Here is a 19,739-nt window from a genome sequence, read left to right as displayed (position 1 = left end):
CTTATGCAGCGCTTCTCTTTCCAAAACCAAATAAGATCCAACGCTTGATCCTGGCCACTGTTTCAATCAGACCGCAGAATTTATCTGAATAGATAATTACCATTCCCTCCCGGCTCTTTGGGGGTATGGGCGTCAACGGCCACATGTGGCGCAAAATCATATCTTTCTCTTTTTCTGTTAATTCAAAATATTTTACCGCATTGTTTAATGCGGTCCGGGGATGAGTCAAACCATGGAAGTGCTCCCCGGTTTCCCTTGCATGGGTATGCCAGTCGTATAAAAACAAATCATGAAGAAGGCCGGCTCTGGCAACCTCTGCATAATCCCAGCCCCGTTTCCTGCAAATGCAATAGCCCATATAGGACACTTTAATGCAATGGGCTTTGCAGGTAGTGTCTCCATGCTGCATATAGTCATCCATGGACTGAAATACAGGACTGTCTATAATATCCCTTACGCAGTCCATATAATCGGTATCCTCACGGTAATCTTCCCGTTCTACCCAAGAAGAATCTTCTGCCCATCGGATTGCTTCTTCTCTTTCTTCCCGGGTTAAATGCATATTTTCCATCTTTATTCAATCGCTTCTTTCCTGATGAATGAACGGCTTAATAGCCAATCAGCCAATCATAGAGTTCCTGATACTTCATGGCCGAAGTTTTCCATGAGTAATCCTTTATCATGGCGCGGTCAATGATCTTATTCCACTCCCGCTTTTTATCGTAATAAACGATCATGGCGTACCTGATGACCTCCAGCATCTCGTGGGCGTTATAATTGGAAAAGGAGAAGCCGGTTCCCCGGTTCTCAAATTCATTATAAGGCTCCACCGTATCCTTTAAACCACCGGTCTCCCGTACAATGGGCACGGTGCCGTAACGAAGGGCCATAAGCTGGCTTAAGCCGCAGGGCTCAAACAGGGAGGGCATGAGGAACGCATCACAGGCTGCATAAATCTTATGGGACATGGCCTCAGAATAATAAATATTGGCCGAAACCTTATCCTGGTATTTCCATGCATAATGGCGAAACATATTCTCATACCGCTCTTCTCCGGTACCGAGAACTACTAATTGTATATCATCCTGACACAACTCATCGATCACACACTGGATCAGATCCAGTCCCTTCTGGTCTGTCAGTCTGGAAACGATGCCGATCATAAACTTTTTATCATCCTGATTCAGTCCCAACTCCTGCTGCAAAGCCCGCTTATTCTTCACCTTTTCCTTACGGAAGTTCTTTGAATTATAATTCTTTTCAATATACAGATCAGTTTCCGGATCGAATTCCTCATAATCAATGCCGTTGACAATTCCCCTGAGGCTTCCGGCCCGTGCACGCATCAGGCCGTCAAGACCTTCCCCGTAAAACGGCATCTTGATCTCTTCCCCATAGGTATCGCTGACCGTCGTAATGGCATCAGCGTAAACAATACCGCCCTTTAACAGATTGCCATCCTTATAAGCCTCCAGCTTATCCGGAGTAAAATAGTAATCCGGCAGGCAGGTAAACTTCTGTATGGTCTTAACATCCCATACGCCCTGGAACTTTAAATTGTGAATCGTAATCACAGATTTCATGTTCTGGAAAAATTCCCCTTCATGAAACCGGTCCTTTAGCAAAACCGGAACAAGGGCTGTCTGCCAGTCATGGCAGTGGATCACATCCGGCTGATATCCGATCACAGGAAGAGCTGATAAGGCTGCTCTGGAGAAAAAGCAAAACTTTTCCAGGTCACTGTACCAGTCTCCATAAGGCTTGGAACCATTATAATATCCTTCGTTATCAATAAAGTAAAAGGTAATGCCCTCATGCACATACTGAAGAATCCCTACATATCTGCTTTGGCCCAGATAATCCATGTAAAAATGATCCACATAGATCATCTGGTTTCTCAGTTCTTCCTTGATGCAAAGGTACTTGGGAATCATGACTCTCACATCAAAGAACTCTTTGTCAAAGCACTTGGGAAGAGACCCCACAACATCTGCGAGCCCTCCTGTTTTAATGAAAGGTACTGCTTCCGATGCAACGAATAATATCTTCTTCATCCAATAACCTCCCTTATCCTTTTCCCCCTGGGGCATTGTGGATTTTCCTTTAGTATACTGCATTTTAAAGAAATAAGGAAGTATAAAATTTTACAAATTAAGAAAGTTTTTTATAATCCAGTCTTATCTTATCAGCAATCAAAGCAATGAATTCAGAATTCGTAGGCTTTCCTTTGCCGGTACTTACGGTATATCCAAACAATTCATTGATGGTATCCATCTTTCCCCTGCTCCAGGCCACCTCTATGGCATGGCGAATGGCCCGCTCTACTCTGCTGGGAGTTGTCTGATGTTTCTTCGCAATGGAAGGGTAGAGGATCTTTGTGACAGAGGTGAGCATTTCCTGGTCCTGTACGGAAATGACAATGGCATCCCTCAAATACTGGTATCCTTTAATATGTGCGGGAATTCCTATTTCATGAAGCATCTGAGTGACATCATTTTCCAGATTCTGTTCCATGTACTCTGTTTTATTGACATATGGTTTTACCTTTTTCATACCCTGAAGGCTGGGGGTTTTCGACTTCCTCTGTCCCACTCTTCGTACCTTGTCGACGATAATGTCCTTATTAAACGGCTTCATTATGTAGTAATTTGCTCCCATTCGGAACGCATCTTCGGTAATATTCTCGCTTCCTGCCGCAGTGACCATAATAAATGACGGGATCTTTGTAACTGCGCCGTTTCCCCGCACACGTTCCATGACCGTAATTCCGTCCATTCTCGGCATAATCACATCCAATAAGACAACATCCGGATTTGTTTTGAGGATCATGTTATAAGCGTCTTCGCCATTATCCGCTCTTCCAACGACGTGGAAATCCTCCTCTCCCTCCAGTATATCGTTCAGCAGATTCAATGTCTGCAGGTTATCATCCGCAATCGCAATACTGATTTCTGACATATTGGTACTCTCCTTCTGATTCTTCAAAATAGATTAAAACTAGTGTAAAGCCATTATAGTCTTGCCTTGGCTCATGCCGCAATGGGATTCTATCGCATTATTCGACAAAAAGAATTGTTTTTAAGTTGATTTCCGGAATATTTTTTTTCGATTTTTTTCATTTCATACACCGAAGGTCGAAAGGGCCTACCCTGACCCGGGTCCCTGCCAGCCCTTACATTTTTTGCCGGTGTTGAAAATTGAAACTACTTGTCGGCAAAAAAGTTCCAAATTTTTTCATCCCACAATTTCTATATTAACACATTATATTTACGTTGAAAAGCATAATTTATAAAATATGGCATTTTTTGTGACTTTAATTACTACATTTCGACGATTAAATGAAATAATTCTGTATATTTCTCCTGAAAAACACTGGAAAATCCAGTTTCCCCCCTGAAATCTTCCGTAATTATTGTAATTTAACTAAAAATGTGAAAAAGAAAAGAACGGCGCCGCAAATATTTACGATCCTGTTCTTTTCTTTCCTTATTGTCAGACTCAGTGATTGATCATGTTTTCGATGAAAATTCCGTATCCTCTTGTTGAATCCTGAATGAACACATGGGTCACGGCTCCGATCAGTTTGCCATCCTGAATAATTGGACTTCCTGACATGCCTTGTACGATTCCGCCGGTCAGGGCTAAAAGATCCGGGTCAGTAACCTTGATTACCATTCCCTTGCTTTTATGAGTGGTGGAATAATCCACACGCTGTATTTCGATTTCGTAATCCCGAACTTTTCCCGATACATCGCTTCGGATGTGGGCGATTCCCTTCTTCACATCCTGACGGTAGCCGATGGGAATGGCATCCTGGACCAGGCTCTGTTTATACCTGTCATTGACAGTTCCGAATATACCTTCTTCCGTATTGGCAGTAATGGTCCCCAGGGTGGAACCCGGACCGTAATAGATGATGCCGCTCATCACTCCCGGTTTTCCAAAGGTTCCCTTTTCAATTCCAAGGATTGCTGTTTCGTAAAGGGACCCATCGGTGATCTGGACCACATTGCCGGTGTCACTGTCACTGATTCCATGGCCCAATGCGCCGAATTGTCCGTTCATATCCACATAGGTCATGGTACCAATCCCCTGGGTATCATCCCTGACCCAGACTCCCAGCTTATAGGTTCCGTCTTCTGCTTCCGTGGGATTCATTTTTACATCAATGATATCCCCGTTCCGTCTGACCTTTAATACTGCCTCAGCAGGGCCTATTTTACTCAGCTCACCCATCAGCCCTTCCTTATCCTTTAAAGGTGTTCCATTGATGGCTTCAATGTAATCACCGGACTGCAGGATTCCAAAGGCCGGTTCCACCACCATTCCGTCTTTTTTCGTTACATCTCCGGTACCGATCACCATGATACCGTCTGATTTTAAGTAGATCCCAATGGGCGTTCCGCATGGAACCGCATATTTGGTATCTACTACATTCACCTGTATGTCTTTTAATTGAATCCATCCAAAGAGTTTCAGTCCCAGCTTATAGCTTCCCTGATTTTCCGAATATAGGGAAAATGCCTGGTTTACCTGAAGATGGATTTGATCGGAAGGGATATTTGATCCATTGTTTAACACCACTTCCTCGCTGTCGGAATACAGCGTCACATCGAAAGGCATGGAGAAATGAAACTGTTCCTCTTCCTGTGCAACGATATTCAATTTGTCAGGAATTACCCGCTTCATATAGAACCAGGAAAATCCGATGCAAAAGATCAGGCTGATCCAGAATACTCTAATAATTATTTTATGAATTTTATTTCTTCCCATCTCACATACCTCCTTAGGTGAATGAAAGGAGACAATTTTTTTGCTCCTCTCTTAGTATGTGAGAAATTGTTTAAATCACACTGTCATATTTTAGTTGTAACTATTTTCTTTGGGTGGCAGCGATAACGACAGAATGGAAATCTTTTTGATGGTTTTCGATGAATAGTCCGAATTTAAATATCAAAAATTAATATTGCGAAATATTATTTTTATTTATACTTATGATCTCCATTTTTTTATTGTTTATTAATTAAATAGTAGAAAGACATTTTTGAGTATTCCTTTAAAAGTTTCTGAAATTGGCTTAAATAAAAGCTTTTCCCCATGTCTCACTATTTTTTTTAAATTACTTATCAATGATTTTGAAAAAACAGGCACAGGAAAGAAGTACCCTTTCGGGCAATCCACCTGTCAGCCAACAGCCCAAATCTTATTACATTTTCTGCAAATAGTCCCTACGGAGCTCAAACTCTGTTTCCGGCTCCTCATAAGACCTCACAGAGGAAAGACCCATATCTCCTGCCAGCTTGAATTTTCCCACCTCCCCACGGAGAGCCGCGGCCTGTGCGGACATTTCCTCGCTGGTAGCGGAGTTTTCCTCTGCTGTGGCGGCATTTGTCTGTACAACAGCAGATATTTGGAAAAGCCCCTGTTTGATCTCCTTGATTGCCACCGCCTGCTCAGCGGAGGACTGCTGGATCTTTCCAAAGCTTTCCGTCACCTTAAGGGCGCTTGTACCTACGTCTTGCAGGATTTGTACCGTCCTGGCGGTGATTTCCGTCCCCTTTGCTACCGTGGAGACGGAAGCCTGAATCAGATCGCTGGTCTGCTTTGCAGCTTCCGCCGATTTTCCGGCAAGGTTCCTGACCTCGTTTGCCACAACTGCAAAACCCTTTCCCGCACTTCCTGCCCGGGCTGCTTCTATGGCAGCGTTCAGCGCCAGAATATTGGTCTGGAACGCAATGTCTTCAATAACTTTTGTAATGCTGGCGATCTGGTCGGAAGCAGAGCCAATGTCCGCCATTGCGGCCGTAAGCTGCTCCATATGTTCATTTCCGGCATTTGCGTCTTCACCAGCCTGATTCACGGATTCTGATGCAAGCGCAACCGTGGCCGAGTTCTCCGCTGCCTGTTCCGCAATTTTTTCAATTGATGCACTGAGTTCCTCTACGGAAGCGGCCTGTTGGGTGGAACCTGATGCAAGCGCCTGCGCTCCGCTGGATACCTGATCGGAGCCGGTGGCCACCTGGTCAGCCGCCACATCAATGGACTTCAGGGTATTACTGAGGGTGTCCCTCATCTTGCCCATGGAATCCAGCAGAGAAAAATAGTCGCCTACATAGCTTTCTTCCGCTTTGGAGTACACCGTAAAGTTGCCGTCCGCCAATTCCTCCAACAGATAGGCTGCATCGGTGATCATCAGTTTCAAGGTGCCCGACATACGCCGGAAGTTCTGGGCCAGCACCCCAATTTCATCCCTGGAGTTTGCTTCAATATTGACATTGACCTCTCCGCAGGCCAGCTTGTCGGCGGCCTCTACCATCAGGCCGATCCGCTTTGATATGCCGCGGGCAATAAATAACCCAACCAGCACTGCCAAAACTACCCCCATTAACACGCCTATGTACATAATGATCTTGACACTTGCCACCAGCTTATCGTTAATGTCGATCTGCTGCTTGGCATAATCCTGGTTATACTTAACCAGAACGGTAATCATTTCTTCCACTGCCTGACCCAGGGTGTGCAGTTCTCCTCCATCACTTAACATACTGTAAGCTTCCATGTAGTGCTCCGGATCCGTGGCGGCGGGACTGCTGATAAATCGATTGCGTCCCTCAGTAAACCCATTCAAGGCTGATTCAAGCTGGAAAATCAGTTTCAGCTCCTCCTCCACTTCCTCTGCTTTGTATTTCTCCAGCGTGCCCTTGTATTTGGACAAGTTGTCGTCTATGATGCCTCTATGACGAGTCAAGGCTTCCACACAAGCTTCCTTATCCGCTTTGTTACTGGACAACACCATTTCCAAAAGGTCTGTCCGCACTTCCTGAAAAGAAGCGCTGACCCTTTCCATGCATTCCAATGCCGTGACAGTATCCGAATAAGCCACATTGTAGGACCCGCCCACATGTTCCAGGCTCACAATCCCGATAGCGCCTATTATTCCGGCAATCACCGCCACAAGCAGGAACCCGCAAATGATTTTACCGCCGATTTTTAAGTTGATAAACCATTTCTTCATAAAATTCACCCTCTCCTATCATAAACCACATAATCGAAATTATGTGATTACTAACCCCATGTGTTCAATCTGCTTTGCATGAACCGTACCGCTTTCCACGGTATAAATCCGGGTAGTATTGATATTGGAATGGCCCAGTATATCCGCCAGCCGGAACAGGTCTTTTTCCAGTGTATAATAAATGCGGGCAAACAGGTGTCGCAGGTTGTGGGGGAACACTTTTTCCGGTTCCACGTCTGCACTTTTGCAAAGGGCTTTCATGTCCCGCCAGATGTTGGAACGATCAAGGGTTCTGCCTGTTTTTGTGACAAAAACAGGCCCGGAGGTCTTTTTTTGTTTCCGGGCATATAGAACCAGTGCGCGCCGGAGCTTTTCGGGCAGAAATATGGTACGCGTCTTGCCCTTGCAGTTCACCACCGCACGCCCTGCATGTACTGCTTCTATGGTGATGAATTGCAGCTCTGACACACGGATGCCTGTAGCACAGATGGATTGGAGAACCAGGGAAAGGCGCTCATTGCCCTCTCTCTCTGCCGCCTGCACCAGGCGAAGATATTCTTTGCGGGTAAGCTCCTTCTCCTCCCGGCAAAATAAATTCCGCTGTATTTTCAGCGGCTTGACCTTTAAATCAACCCAGCCGGCAAAGTTCAAAAATGTATTCACTGCTGCCAGCATGGTATTGACGCTGGCTGCGGCATATTGTCTTGTCAGATATTCCTTCCAATCGATCAGAGCGCTTTTGGTCAGCGGCACGTCTCCCAGGAATTTACATAGAACAGCAAGGTCGCGCTTATATTTTTCAATGGTGGAAATGCTTTTTTCCTGTTCCCGCAGATAAACAGCAAAGCGTTTTATCAGCTCTGGGGTAATATCCCTCTTTCTTTTTGTTTGTGGCATAACAAGATTTCTCCTTATTGTGTAATATTCTGTCCGATCATTGACATATTTTAGTTGTTCACATTACGCCATACTGGCCCTGAAGGGAAGCAGGATTTTTTTGTTGAGGAAAAAAGAAGGGGGCGGATTAACACAGCCATGTGCCGCCGCCTTTTCTCAAAAGGCGAAAAGATAAAAAACAGGCGGCTGTCGCAAGAAACAGATGCGCCAGATGCCTGTCTTTATCTTGTATGCCGCTCATACTTTCTCTCCGGCTCCATACCAGGAAACCGGTCTCCATTCTGCTTTGCAGTGTAAACCTCAATCAGCTCTTTTCAGGAAGACTATGAAAAAATCCAATGACCATAGGTTCTGCCAACCGGTGAAAAGGCTTTAAGGAAGAAAAGCAAAGACAACAGCCAAAAAGATGGCTGGAAGCAAATTAGCCACCTTTATCATCTTCCCCCAAATGAGATTTACGCCCACACAAAAAATCAAAACCGAACCGGTGAGGGATAAATTTGACAAAGCCTGCTCCGTCATAAGAGGTTCGATCAGCCTTGCCAGAAGGGTTATGGTTCCCTGAAACAGGGCAACGGGAATCGCCGAAAACACGCAGCCTTTTCCCAGGGAAGCCGTCATGACAAGGATAATGATCAGATCCAGAAGCGCTTTGGCGGCAAGGACCGTATAATCTCCGGAAATCCCATCCTTGATGGAGCCTACCACTGCCATGGCTCCGATGCAGACCGTTAAGGAGGCTGTTACAAATCCCTCTACAAATCTTGTATCACCCTTGCTGTTGGTTTTTATCTTAAGCCATTCCCCAAACCGTTCCATGGCTGATTCAATGTCCATCCACTCCCCAAGCAGTGCCCCTATGAAAAAGGAAAGGATCAGCATCATCGTTCCCCTGCCTGTAAGCTCTCCCTGCTTGATGACCAGCATTTCCCCCATAACACCCTGAATTCCAAGAAACACTACGCAGATACCGGCCGCATTCATCAGCGTTCTCTGGTACCGCTCCTCCATCCTCTTTCCAAAGAGAAGGCCTCCCAGGCCTCCTGCCGCAATTCCCGCCACATTTATCAGCGTCCCAAGTCCAATCATGCTTTCATACTCCCAGTTATCATTGTCATTTGTAAAAATCTACAGCCTTACCTGCCTTCTTTTGCCAGCCGCTTCATTTCCCTTGCATTGGCTCTCACCGCCTGGGTGATTTCCGCGCCTCCCAAAAGCCTTGCCAGCTCCTCTACCACCTCTTCCCCTCTTAACCGGTGTATGGATGTAGCCGTCCGGCCCTCTTCCACCGTTTTTGCGATCTCGTAATGGCAGTCAGCCATGGCGGCGATCTGGGGCAGATGAGTGATGCAGACCACCTGATGGTTCCCGGCAATGTAAGCCAGTTTTTCCGACACCTTCTGGGCCGTACGCCCGCTGATGCCGGTGTCGATCTCATCAAAAATCAAGGTAGGAATGTCGTCAGTATCCGCCAGCACCGTTTTAATGGCCAGCATGATCCTGGACAGCTCGCCGCCGGAAGCCACCATTCCCAAGGGCTTTAATGGCTCTCCAGGATTGGTGGAAATCAAAAACTCCGCCTCGTCAAAACCTCCTGACGTATAATGGCTAAGGCGTGAAAACTCCATGGAAAATTCCACGTCAATGAAATTTAAATCCTTCAGCCCTTCCCTTATCTTTTCTGTCAGCTCCTTAGCCGTATGTTTTCTCATTTCGGATAATTGCCCCGAAAAATCCTCCAGACGGTCCGTAACCCTTTGAAGCTCCTCTTCCGTCCTTTTTTTAGCCCCGTCGTAATCTTCCAACTCTTCCAGGCGTCTCTGCTTTTCTTCCAGATTTATAAAAATCTGGTCCAGACTTCCCCCGTACTTTGCTTCCAGGTTGTTAATGACATCAAGCCGCTCCTCCATCTGACGGTATTCTTCTTCGTCAAAGGACATGTCATCCATGTAAGAGGTTATTTCCCGGTTGATATCGTTTAAAATGGAGTCCGCATCAAAAAGCTGATCCCTTATGGCAGAAAGCCTGTCATCATAAGAAGCGACTGCTTCCACTTCTTTTAAAGCACGGCTGATGAAATCCGAATCAACGGCGGAATAGGCGGTGGAAAGGCTTTCGGTTATTTTTTTTGTATTCAAAAAAAGCCGGTATCCGGACGACAGTTCCTCCTTTTCCCCCTCCTTTAGCTGGGCATTCTCGATCTCCTCTATCTCGTAGCGGATAAAATCCATTTCCCTGAGCCTGACCTCTTCGTCCAGGCGGAAGGAGGAAAGGCGGCCCTTTAACCGGACATATTCCCCATATGTATCTCCAATATTCTCTTTTAGCTCATGGGACTTTTTCTCCTGGTAGCGGTCCAGAATCTCAAGATGTTTTGATTTGTAGAGTAAAGACTGATGTTCATGCTGTCCATGAATATCGATGAGAAGGCCTGTAATATCCCGCAGCTTCCCTGCGGTCACGGTTTCATCGTTGATTTTGCTCAAGCTTCTGGAGGGCATGATCTTTTTTGAAATAATCACAATACCGTCTCCGTCAGGATAGACGTCCATCTCTTTTAACAGGTGGACCTTCGCCCGGTCCCTGACTGTAAAGATCAGTTCAATATAGGCGTATTCCGCACCTTTTCTAATGATATCCTTTGGCGTTTTTCCCCCCAGGGCAATGGTTACTGAGCCGATAATAATGGATTTACCGGCTCCGGTTTCGCCGGTGAGGACATTAAAGCCCTGTCCAAACTCCACATCGGCCTTTTCGATCAGGGCTAAGTTTCTTACGTGTAATTCTGAAAGCATGGTGGCCTCCTTTATCCCGTAATGAGTTTTTTTAGTTTGTCCATCATGAGTATGGTGTCATCGGTGGTTCGAATGGCGCACATAATGGTATCATCCCCTGCAATGCAGCCCACCATTTCACTGAAATGAAGGGCGTCAAGGGCTGCGGCAACTGCCATGGCCATGCCGGATACGGTCTTTATGACCAGGATGTTCTGTGCCATGTCCATGGATAAAAAACCATCCCGCAGGATGCGGATGTATTTATCACTAAAGGAGCCCTGGTTTTGAAGCACCACATACCGCTGTTTTCCTGATTCAGACTGAACCTTGGTCAGCTTCAGCTCCCTGATGTCTCTGGAAACCGTTGCCTGAGTGACTGCAAAGCCTGACTGATTCAAATAATCCGCCAGTTCCTCCTGGGTTTCGATCTCGTATTTTCCGATGAGTTCCACAATTTTGCTGTGTCGTTCCAGTTTCATAGTGCCCCTCCCTATATACCAGCCATCTTGTTGCGCAGGTTATCTAAAAATGATATGTTTTTCAGCTTTATCAGAATGGTCTTAACATCTGACCGTCGTATCTCGATACAATCGCCTGGATAAAGCTCCGTCGTGGTATCTCCGTCAAATACCGCAGCCTGGCATACCCCTTTTTTCCCTGTCATCTCGATCTGTATCCAGTCTTCGGCGGAAAGTACGATGCTCCTTGCCCCCAGAGCATGAGAACAGATTGGAGTCAGAACCACCATTTTAGAATCCGGGACAATGATCGGCCCTCCTGCGGAAAGATTGTAGGCGGTGGAACCGGTGGGTGTTGCCGCTATAAGTCCATCTGCCCGGTATTCATTTAAAAATTCCTGATTTACATAAACCTTAAACCGCAGCATCTTCATCTGCTCGCTTCTGATTATGACGATCTCATTTAAGGCGATATCCTGGCAGACAGCCCTTCCATTCCGGTAAATACTGCCGTCCAGCATCATCCGTTCTTCCAGCTTATAATCATTGGCAAGAAGGGCGGATAGAGCGTCATTGATGTCCTCTGTGCGGGATACCTGGGTCAGGTACCCAAGGGTGCCCCGGTTGATCCCGATCATGGGGATATTCCGTCCTGCCAAGTCTCTGGCCGCCTGTATCAGGGTCCCGTCGCCGCCTAAGGTGATGAGGCAATCCGTTTCCTGGGGCACCATGGCAGCATCCGTATAATGGCTTTTCTCATGCCGTTTGTCCTGGCCTTCTCCCCCAATGAAGCAAACCGCCCCATGGCCGGTAAGGTAATCGCGAATGGCTTTTGCAGTTTCTCTGGCCCCCTCTTTGTCAGGGTTCATGATCACATAAAAATACTTCATAATAAAAACTCCTTACCTGCAAGAATACTCGCAATTCGCTTCGCTGCTTGCTCGTAACAGGCCGCTTTCACGTCCTGTCAACTCCCCATGAGCCTCTTTTACGACCATTTCCGGATCAAGGCCACATTCCGGACAGGCTTCTCCCTGACAGTGGTTTTTCAAGTGCAGGAGATACTCAATGTTCCCTTCCGGGCCCTTAATAGGGGAGTATTCCAGATGAAGCACTTCAAACCCAATGGTTTGTGCATGGGAAATCACCATCTGGATCACCTCTAAATGGACAGACTTCTCTCTTACAACGCCTTTTTTCCCCACCTTTTCCCGGCCGGCCTCAAACTGAGGCTTTATAAGGCAAACGATCTCTCCTTCTTCTGTAAGAAGGGCTTTTACAGGTCCCAATACCTTTGTCAGGGAAATAAAGGAAACATCGATGGAGGAAAATTCAATGGGGTCAGCCAGGTCCACAGGAGTAACATAACGGATATTGGTCTTTTCCATGCATACCACCCGCTCATCGTTCCGCAGCTTCCACGCAAGCTGGCCATGGCCCACATCCACCGCGTAAACCTTGGCTGCTCCGTTCTGGAGCATGCAGTCTGTAAAACCTCCTGTGGAGGAGCCCACATCCATGCACACCCTGCCTTCCATGGTCAAGCCGAAATGGGTCATGGCCTTTTCAAGCTTTAAACCGCCCCGACTCACATACCGCAACGTGTTTCCTCTTACCTCGATATTTGCATTTTCATCAAATGTGGTGCCGGCTTTGTCCTCTTTCTCCCCGTCTACATAGACGATCCCGGACATAATGACCGCTTTGGCCTTTTCCCTGGATTCAGCCAGTCCCTGCTTTACTAAAAGCACATCCAACCGTTCTTTCATTCCTTTTCCATTTCCCCTGTTTTTCTTTATAATTTGTCCCCGATGAACCAAGAAAAATGTGCATTGCAAGTTTTTCTCAGTTGCCGCGGCAAGGTTGAAAGATGTTTTATTTCAGCCTTTTCCATTCTGCGTTCTGGCGTTCCATATCCAGATATTCCTTTTTTAGCCTCCATACGATGGAATCGCTGTCAATTCCCAGTCCCTTACGGAGCAGGGATACGTTGCCATGCTCCACATAGGAATCAGGCAGTGCGATATTTATGACCTTTACATGAGGATAATGCTCATGAATATAGCCGGAAACTTCCGGACCATACCCTCCCTGAAGGACATTTTCTTCCATGATCACAATAAGCCAGTGATTCTTTGCCAGTTGGTCCACCAGTTCTCTGTCAAAAGGCTTTACAAAACGGCCATTGGCCAAAGTGCAGTTCCAGCCTTCTGCTTTCAGCTTCTGCCTTACATGCTCTCCCGTGCTCACCATGCTTCCTACTGCCAGTAGGGCGATATCGCTTTCCTCATAAAGCATCTCTCCCTTGCCGTATTCAATGGGAGCACGAAAGCTCTTTAAGCCCTGGTATGCCTCTCCTCTTGGATAGCGCACCGCAAAGGGACCGTTAAAGGCCAGGGCAAATTCCAGTCCATCCATAAGCTCCCATAAATTTTTCGGGGCAAATACACTCATGTTAGGAATTGCCGTCAAATAAGATAAGTCAAAAATCCCCTGATGAGTCTCCCCGTCGCTGCCCACAAGCCCTGCACGGTCTATGGCAAAGACCACAGGCAGGTTCTGGATGCACACATCATGAAGGATCTGATCAAAGCCACGCTGCAAAAAGGAGGAATAAACGGCCACAACCGGCTTTAAGCCGCCTGCCGCCATTCCGGCTGCTGAAGTCACCCCATGCTGCTCTGCAATTCCTACGTCAAAAAAGCGGTCAGGATACAGGCTGGAGAACCGCTTTAAGCCTGTTCCATCCGGCATGGCCGCCGTTACTGCCACGATTTTTTTATCCTGTTCAGCCAGACGGCAGATGGTTTTGGAAAACACATCTGTATAGCTGGGATTTTTCTTCTTTTTTTTCGATTCTCCGGTGATAATATTAAAAGGTTCCATAGAGTGGAACTTGGAGGGATTCCTCTCCGCTGGGGCATACCCCTTACCTTTCTGAGTGATCACATGGACCAGTACAGTGTGGGAAAGCTTCTTCGCCTCCATCAAGGCCCTGGACAGTGCCTTTACGTTATGGCCATCCACAGGGCCAAGATAAGTAATCCCCATGTTTTCAAACAGCATTCCAGGAATGAGAAGCTGCTTGATGCCATTCTTTGTCCTGCTGATCTTATCGATGATCTGTTCTCCAATGACCGGAATTCTGGACAGTACGCTGGTCACATATTTTTTTAAATCCAGATATCCTTCTCCGGTACGGATGCTATTTAAATACGTAGACATTCCTCCCACATTTTCTGAGATGGACATGTTATTATCGTTGAGAATGATAATAAAATTCTTGTTCATTCTGGCCGCATTGTTTAAAGCCTCATAGGCCATACCGCCGGTTAAGGCCCCGTCTCCGATGACGGATACCACAAAATGATCCTCTCCCAGCACATCCCTTGCCTGGGCCAGTCCCAGTCCGGCGGAAATGGAGGTGGAACTGTGGCCGGTATCAAATGCATCACAAGGACTTTCCTTTCTCTTTGGAAAGCCGCTTATACCGCCGTACTGCCGCAGATCGTCAAATTCTTCTCTTCTGCCGCTTAATATTTTGTGGGTATAGGACTGATGTCCTACATCCCAGATAACCTTATCCTTTGGAAGGTCAAAAGCCAGATAGATGGCCATGGTCAGTTCCACCACTCCTAAGTTGGAGGCCAGATGACCGCCTGTGACGCTTATCTTTCCTACTAAAAAGTCACGAATTTCCTGGCTTAAAATATCAAGCTCCTGCTTTGTCAGCTTTTTGATATCCTCGGGCCCATTTATTAATTCCAGTATCATATTTTATCAGATCCTTTATTTTTCCCGGTTCACCAGCATCCGGATCAGGGCTTCTAAAAATTCATTCTGCCCTGGAAGCTCATGGAGGCAGGAAATCGCCTCTTCCGAAATCATCTCCACATCCTGCTTCGCCTTTTTCATTCCCTCAAGGGTTACATAGGTGGTCTTATGGTTCTTTTCATCGCTGAGTACAGACTTTCCAAGAACCTCCTCACTGCTGGTTAAATCCAGGATATCATCCTGGATCTGAAACGCCATTCCCAGGCAGGAAGCCATGTTCTCCACCAGCTTTAGCTGTTTTTCATCCGCTCCTCCAAGAACAGCTCCGATCATCATGGAAGCCTCTAAAAGCGCCCCGGTTTTCAGCCGGTAAATGAAATCAAGCTTTTCCTTTGGAATGGGCTTTCCTGCCAGCTCCACATCAACGGTCTGTCCGCCTATCATTCCATAGATTCCTGTTTTTTCGGCTAAAATCCCCATGCACCTGGCCACCAGATCCGGCCTGTCCGACATGGAAATGGCTTTTGCGGCGGTCTCCATGGAATAGATCAGAAGACCGTCTCCTGCCAGCACCGCCATGTCATAGCCGAATTTCACCCATGCCGTAGGAAGTCCCCGGCGCAGGGTATCGTTATCCATACATGGAAGATCATCGTGGATCAGGGAGGAGGTGTGAATCATCTCAATCGCCGCCATAAAAGGCTCAATCTCTTTTCCGCTGCCGCCGAATAAGCGGTAGGTTTCCTCCATCAGCATGGGGCGAAGTCTCTTTCCCCCGGCCCGGACGCTGTAATCCATTGCCGCCAGTACCGTACTCTGATAGCCTTCCACAGGAGGAAGGTATGTTTCCACAACAAGCCCTACTTCCTCTGTGCGGGCAGAAAACATTTCTTTAAAGTTCATGTTCCTCACCATTTTCCTCTAACACGATAATCTTTTTTTCAACCTTATCTATTTTTTCATTGCAGAACTTTACCAGCTTCATACCTGTCTCATAATACTGGAAGGATTCCTCCAGGGAGCTTTCTCCGCTTTCCAGTTTCTTAATGAGCTCTTCCAGCTCTCCAAATGTTTCTTCAATGGTCTTTTCTTTTTTTACCGCCATAAATCCGGTTCTCCTTATTCAGTTTCCTTGTTCTTGCCCGGCTTCTGAGGGCATAGAAGTATTCCTGGAAGGGGCTTCCTTCCGGTCTCCAGCTCCTTCGCCTTAATGGCTGTCTGATAAACCGGATTCTGCCGGGGCAATGTGGGAAACTACTGCCTCCATGCTGCCATCCTGAAGCCTTAGCCCTATCCTGTCTCCGGCTTTTACCTGCTTTACGGAATTGATCCGCCTGTCTTTTTCATCGGTCACAAAGCCGTACCCGCCGCCGATCCTCTTTAAAGGAGATCCTGCTTCCAGACGGCTGATGATAAGCTCCAGCCTGTGCCTGTCCCGTACTGCCTGTTTTTCTATGAGCCGCTGCATGCAAAGCCTTCCCTCTTCTGCCCTTGCCCGGTCTGAGGCCGTCTTTGACAGAATCAGATTTTTAAGCTTGTCCTCTATGTCCGCAAGCCTTTGCCGGCTCTCATGGATGCGGCGCTTTGGGTCATACAGCTTCAGTTTTAAAGCATACTGGTTTCCATGGAAGCGGCAGCGTTCCAGCTTTCTTTCCATGGTCCTTAAAAGGGTGTGGCCATACAGCCCTGCCTGTTCTTTAAACAGACCGTAATCAAATACAGCCAGTTCAGCCGCCGCAGAAGGGGTGGGGGCACGCATATCAGCCACATAATCGGCAATGGTCACATCGGTTTCATGGCCTACGGCAGAGATCACCGGAGTGCTGCAGTTGAAAACAGCTCTTGCCACGATTTCCTCATTAAATGCCCACAAATCCTCAATGGAACCGCCGCCCCGCCCTACAATCAGAACATCAAGTCCCATTTTATCCAGGGTCTCGATTCCCTTTACAATACTTTCCTTTGCATTCTCCCCCTGTACCAGGGCTGGGTAGAGATAAAGCTGCACAAAGGGATTTCGTCTGGCCGAGATGTTCATAATATCCCGGATGGCCGCTCCCGTAGGAGCCGTCACGATCCCTACGGTTTTTGCATACTTTGGAATTGGTTTCTTATAATCAGGGGAAAACATCCCCATCTCTTCCAGTTCATCACGCAGCTTCTGGAACCGTTCAAACAGATCGCCGATTCCTTCTTTTGTGATCTCCTGAGCGTAGAGCTGATATCTTCCGTCCCGCTCATAAACCTCCACACTGCCCTTTGCCACCACCTGCTGCCCTTCCTCCAGCTTAAAAGCAAGCCCTTTCCTGTGCCCGGCAAACATCACTGCTGCCATGGAGGAAGTTCCATCCTTTAAGGTAAAGTAAATATGGCCGGAAGTATGGTACTTGCAGTTGGATACCTCGCCCTTAACGGAGATCCGGTTCAAGGCAAAATCCTGGGCAAACATATTCTTTATATAGGCATTGACCTGGGTAACGGAATACACTCCTGCCATGTTACACCAGCTTTGCAAGGACTCCGTTAATAAATGCCGGAGATTCATTCCCGCCGTACTTCTTAGCCAGTTCAACAGCCTCATTGATGGCTACCTTTTCCGGCACATCTTCATCAAATAAAATCTCATACAAGGCCAGGCGGAGAATGGTAAGTTCTGCCTTACCCATACGTTTGGTCTTCCACCCTTCAGCCACTTCGTTGATCTTTCTATCCAGTTCCGGGATCCTGGCCATTACGGACTCTGCCCTTTCTCTTAAATAAGCAGCATTCTCTTCACTCATGTCCACATCATGGATGATCTCCTCCACGCCATCGGCGTTTAAGTCATCCTCTTTCGGTTCGTCAAAATATTGGATAAGCTGCCCGGCCTTTTCCTCTGCGGGATAAAAATCCGCACAAAAGATCATTTTAAAGCAGTGTTCGCGCATTTTACTTCTGGTCATTTCCCATGGTCCTCCTATTGGTAATTTTCTGGACATTTGGAATTATTATACCTTAACAGGGTTTTTTATACAATAGAAACTTTCCTATTCTACAAAAACCTCCTGATATTATCAAGCACCTTTTCACTTAAGAGACCAAAGGCCTGCCTGGTTCTGCCGGCCGAAGCATTTACACAGAATACCTTGGGATGCTTTAAAAGCTCCCCGGTGGCATCCCCAACAGCTCCCGCCGTATCACAGGCAAACCGGTTGTCCCCGGCATCCAGCCAGTTTTTCAAAGCCTCCGGCTCAAAGGACGGCCCAATAGACGTATTAAAAAGGATCTTTCCATTTCCAAGCCTCTGAAATTCCTCCTCATGAAGCAGGATCACGTTCTTGTTCAGACAGGTAAACACCACCTCGCTGCTCTCCAAAAGTTCTCCCATGGGAAGGTAACTGATTCCCTTTTCCTCATGGTCCGGTTTTCTGCTTCTGCTGTAATAGGAAACATCCGCCCCCAGAAACTTTAAAGCATGAGCGACCATTCCTCCGGAAACGCCCATACCTATGATCCCGGCCTTTAAACCGGTGATCTCCACAGGCATGTCTTTCCACATGGGCCTGTCATACCCGTGAAGGAACCGTACCAGTTCACAGACCGCATATTCCACCACTCCCACGTCGCCGTAATCACGGATCCCTAAGACTGTGATCCCGTGCTCTTGTGCGTAAGCAATATCCACGTTTGCACTTTCCTTAGAATAAAGGCTGCAGCACATCCCTACATACCTGATATTAGGGCATCTTTCAAAGACAAACCGGCTGATTCTGGAGGTGTAGCTTAAAAGCACCCCATCCGCATCTCCGATTCTTTCAATAATCTCCTCGTCGTCCCTGGGAATATCCTCATACATCACCACCTGTTTTGCATAATGGAAAAGTTCCTTCTCCGCTTCTTCCACCAGGCTTACCGGTTCAATGGCAACCAACTTTTCAAACATCCTCTTATCCTCCTTTAAAACACTACCGGTGACACAATATTCTGCAGCACAGCCACCACGCTCCAGCCGGCAATGGCGCTGGTGCTTGAATAAATATCCACCACCGCCTTCACTCCGTCAATTTCCGCAGTGATCTTATGGTCGTCGCCCACCATACCCGGAACGCTGTGAATGTTCACCTTTGTTTTCTCCGGCCCCACTGTTGCCAGGGAAGTTGCCACTGCAACGTTTACCTTTGTAGGAAGAAGCCCAATGGCCTCTTTTGCATTGCCCTCAAATACCATGGAGCTTTCTTTGTCAGTCATGAGATGCTCCTCAAAAAGAGGGGTATTCCCTAAGGACTTGGACCCCTTCCTGGTCTCGATCCCGGCTGTGGACTCTCCCATGAGAGAAACCGTGCGGAGCACATCAAATCCGCCTACAGCTCCGGAAGCAATGTACACTTTGGTATTATGCTTTTTGGCCGTTTCCTTTACCTTTTCATAAAATTCTTTATCCGCAAAAGCACCGATGGACAATACGATAAGATTGGAACCCTTTGCCAGGATCTTTTCCGCCATATCCTTAACCGACCCTACAGACGCTGCCTCTGCGATGTAATCCGGCTTTAATTCCAGCAGTTCATGGATCCCGGCACAGGATCTGCATCCCATTTCCGCTGCCAGGGCATCTGACCGTTCCTTTGTCCTGCCAACAATCCCCACCAGCTCATATTCCGGCAGTAAACCGTCTTTCCATGCACCGGCAATGATCCCTCCAAGATAACCGTTTCCAATAATACCAAGTCTAAGCTTATTCATGCTTTTCTCCTTTTCGTGGTTTTAAAACATTTAAATTTCATTATACCTGAAATCCACAGGACTTTCAAGGAGAGGTAAAGCCATGTCCCTTTCAAG

The 19,739-nt window shown here is 47.0% G+C and carries 18 protein-coding genes; all 18 read right to left on the bottom strand.

Annotation, left to right across the window (positions count from 1 at the left end; translation table 11 throughout):
• Position 1 precedes the first annotated feature (1 nt).
• The 18 genes from ACYVD3_RS17190 to ACYVD3_RS17105 all read right to left on the bottom strand — a co-directional run bounded on the left by ACYVD3_RS17190 (position 2) and on the right by ACYVD3_RS17105 (position 19,643).
• On the bottom strand, positions 2 to 571 hold the full coding sequence (locus ACYVD3_RS17190) for an HD domain-containing protein (RefSeq protein ID WP_460643709.1): 570 nt from the start codon (positions 569 to 571) through the stop codon (positions 2 to 4).
• A gap of 37 nt (positions 572 to 608) precedes the next feature.
• Positions 609 to 2,054, bottom strand: coding sequence for a glycogen synthase GlgA (gene glgA, locus ACYVD3_RS17185; RefSeq protein ID WP_460643708.1), 1,446 nt, complete (start codon positions 2,052 to 2,054; stop codon positions 609 to 611).
• 97 nt (positions 2,055 to 2,151) lie between these two features.
• Positions 2,152 to 2,958 carry a sporulation transcription factor Spo0A gene (spo0A, locus tag ACYVD3_RS17180; protein WP_025234581.1) on the bottom strand — a complete coding sequence of 269 codons (807 nt, stop codon included), beginning with the start codon at positions 2,956 to 2,958 and terminating at the stop codon, positions 2,152 to 2,154.
• Positions 2,959 to 3,498: 540 nt separating this feature from the next.
• Complete coding sequence (gene spoIVB / locus ACYVD3_RS17175) at positions 3,499 to 4,773, bottom strand: SpoIVB peptidase (RefSeq protein WP_460643707.1); 1,275 nt, start codon at positions 4,771 to 4,773, stop codon at positions 3,499 to 3,501.
• Between the two features lie 433 nt (positions 4,774 to 5,206).
• Entirely contained in the window at positions 5,207 to 7,015 is a 1,809-nt protein-coding gene (locus ACYVD3_RS17170; RefSeq protein WP_460643706.1) for a HAMP domain-containing methyl-accepting chemotaxis protein, read from the bottom strand.
• Positions 7,016 to 7,054: 39 nt separating this feature from the next.
• Positions 7,055 to 7,912 carry a tyrosine-type recombinase/integrase gene (locus tag ACYVD3_RS17165; protein WP_460643705.1) on the bottom strand — a complete coding sequence of 286 codons (858 nt, stop codon included), beginning with the start codon at positions 7,910 to 7,912 and terminating at the stop codon, positions 7,055 to 7,057.
• A gap of 372 nt (positions 7,913 to 8,284) precedes the next feature.
• Positions 8,285 to 9,001, bottom strand: a complete 717-nt coding sequence (locus ACYVD3_RS17160; protein ID WP_460643704.1) for a DUF554 domain-containing protein — start codon at positions 8,999 to 9,001, stop codon at positions 8,285 to 8,287.
• A 47-nt stretch (positions 9,002 to 9,048) separates the two neighbouring features.
• Entirely contained in the window at positions 9,049 to 10,707 is a 1,659-nt protein-coding gene (recN, locus tag ACYVD3_RS17155; RefSeq protein WP_460643703.1) for a DNA repair protein RecN, read from the bottom strand.
• A gap of 11 nt (positions 10,708 to 10,718) precedes the next feature.
• On the bottom strand, positions 10,719 to 11,168 hold the full coding sequence (argR, locus tag ACYVD3_RS17150) for an arginine repressor (protein WP_460643702.1): 450 nt from the start codon (positions 11,166 to 11,168) through the stop codon (positions 10,719 to 10,721).
• 11 nt (positions 11,169 to 11,179) lie between these two features.
• Positions 11,180 to 12,037, bottom strand: a complete 858-nt coding sequence (locus ACYVD3_RS17145) for an NAD(+)/NADH kinase (protein ID WP_460643701.1) — start codon at positions 12,035 to 12,037, stop codon at positions 11,180 to 11,182.
• A 12-nt stretch (positions 12,038 to 12,049) separates the two neighbouring features.
• On the bottom strand, positions 12,050 to 12,916 hold the full coding sequence (locus ACYVD3_RS17140) for a TlyA family RNA methyltransferase (protein WP_460643700.1): 867 nt from the start codon (positions 12,914 to 12,916) through the stop codon (positions 12,050 to 12,052).
• A gap of 106 nt (positions 12,917 to 13,022) precedes the next feature.
• Positions 13,023 to 14,921, bottom strand: coding sequence for a 1-deoxy-D-xylulose-5-phosphate synthase (dxs, locus tag ACYVD3_RS17135; RefSeq protein WP_460643699.1), 1,899 nt, complete (start codon positions 14,919 to 14,921; stop codon positions 13,023 to 13,025).
• Positions 14,922 to 14,936: 15 nt separating this feature from the next.
• Positions 14,937 to 15,824 carry a polyprenyl synthetase family protein gene (locus ACYVD3_RS17130; protein WP_460643698.1) on the bottom strand — a complete coding sequence of 296 codons (888 nt, stop codon included), beginning with the start codon at positions 15,822 to 15,824 and terminating at the stop codon, positions 14,937 to 14,939.
• Positions 15,814 to 16,026: an exodeoxyribonuclease VII small subunit gene (gene xseB, locus ACYVD3_RS17125; protein WP_460643697.1), complete on the bottom strand. Its 213-nt coding sequence runs from the start codon at positions 16,024 to 16,026 to the stop codon at positions 15,814 to 15,816. The genes ACYVD3_RS17130 and xseB overlap by 11 nt, the downstream gene beginning before the upstream one ends.
• 102 nt (positions 16,027 to 16,128) lie before the next feature.
• Positions 16,129 to 17,418, bottom strand: a complete 1,290-nt coding sequence (xseA, locus tag ACYVD3_RS17120) for an exodeoxyribonuclease VII large subunit (RefSeq protein WP_460643696.1) — start codon at positions 17,416 to 17,418, stop codon at positions 16,129 to 16,131.
• A gap of 1 nt (position 17,419) precedes the next feature.
• Positions 17,420 to 17,863, bottom strand: a complete 444-nt coding sequence (gene nusB / locus ACYVD3_RS17115; RefSeq protein ID WP_460643695.1) for a transcription antitermination factor NusB — start codon at positions 17,861 to 17,863, stop codon at positions 17,420 to 17,422.
• Positions 17,864 to 17,952: 89 nt separating this feature from the next.
• A complete protein-coding gene (locus ACYVD3_RS17110; protein ID WP_460643694.1) occupies positions 17,953 to 18,843 on the bottom strand; it encodes a D-isomer specific 2-hydroxyacid dehydrogenase family protein in 891 nt (296 codons plus the stop codon).
• 14 nt (positions 18,844 to 18,857) lie between these two features.
• Positions 18,858 to 19,643, bottom strand: a complete 786-nt coding sequence (locus ACYVD3_RS17105; RefSeq protein ID WP_460643693.1) for an aspartate dehydrogenase domain-containing protein — start codon at positions 19,641 to 19,643, stop codon at positions 18,858 to 18,860.
• Positions 19,644 to 19,739 lie beyond the last annotated feature (96 nt).

The organism is Lacrimispora brassicae, assembly GCF_054772055.1.
The sequence above is the reverse complement of the archived record's forward strand: the minus strand, read 5'-3'. Positions and strand labels throughout refer to the sequence as shown.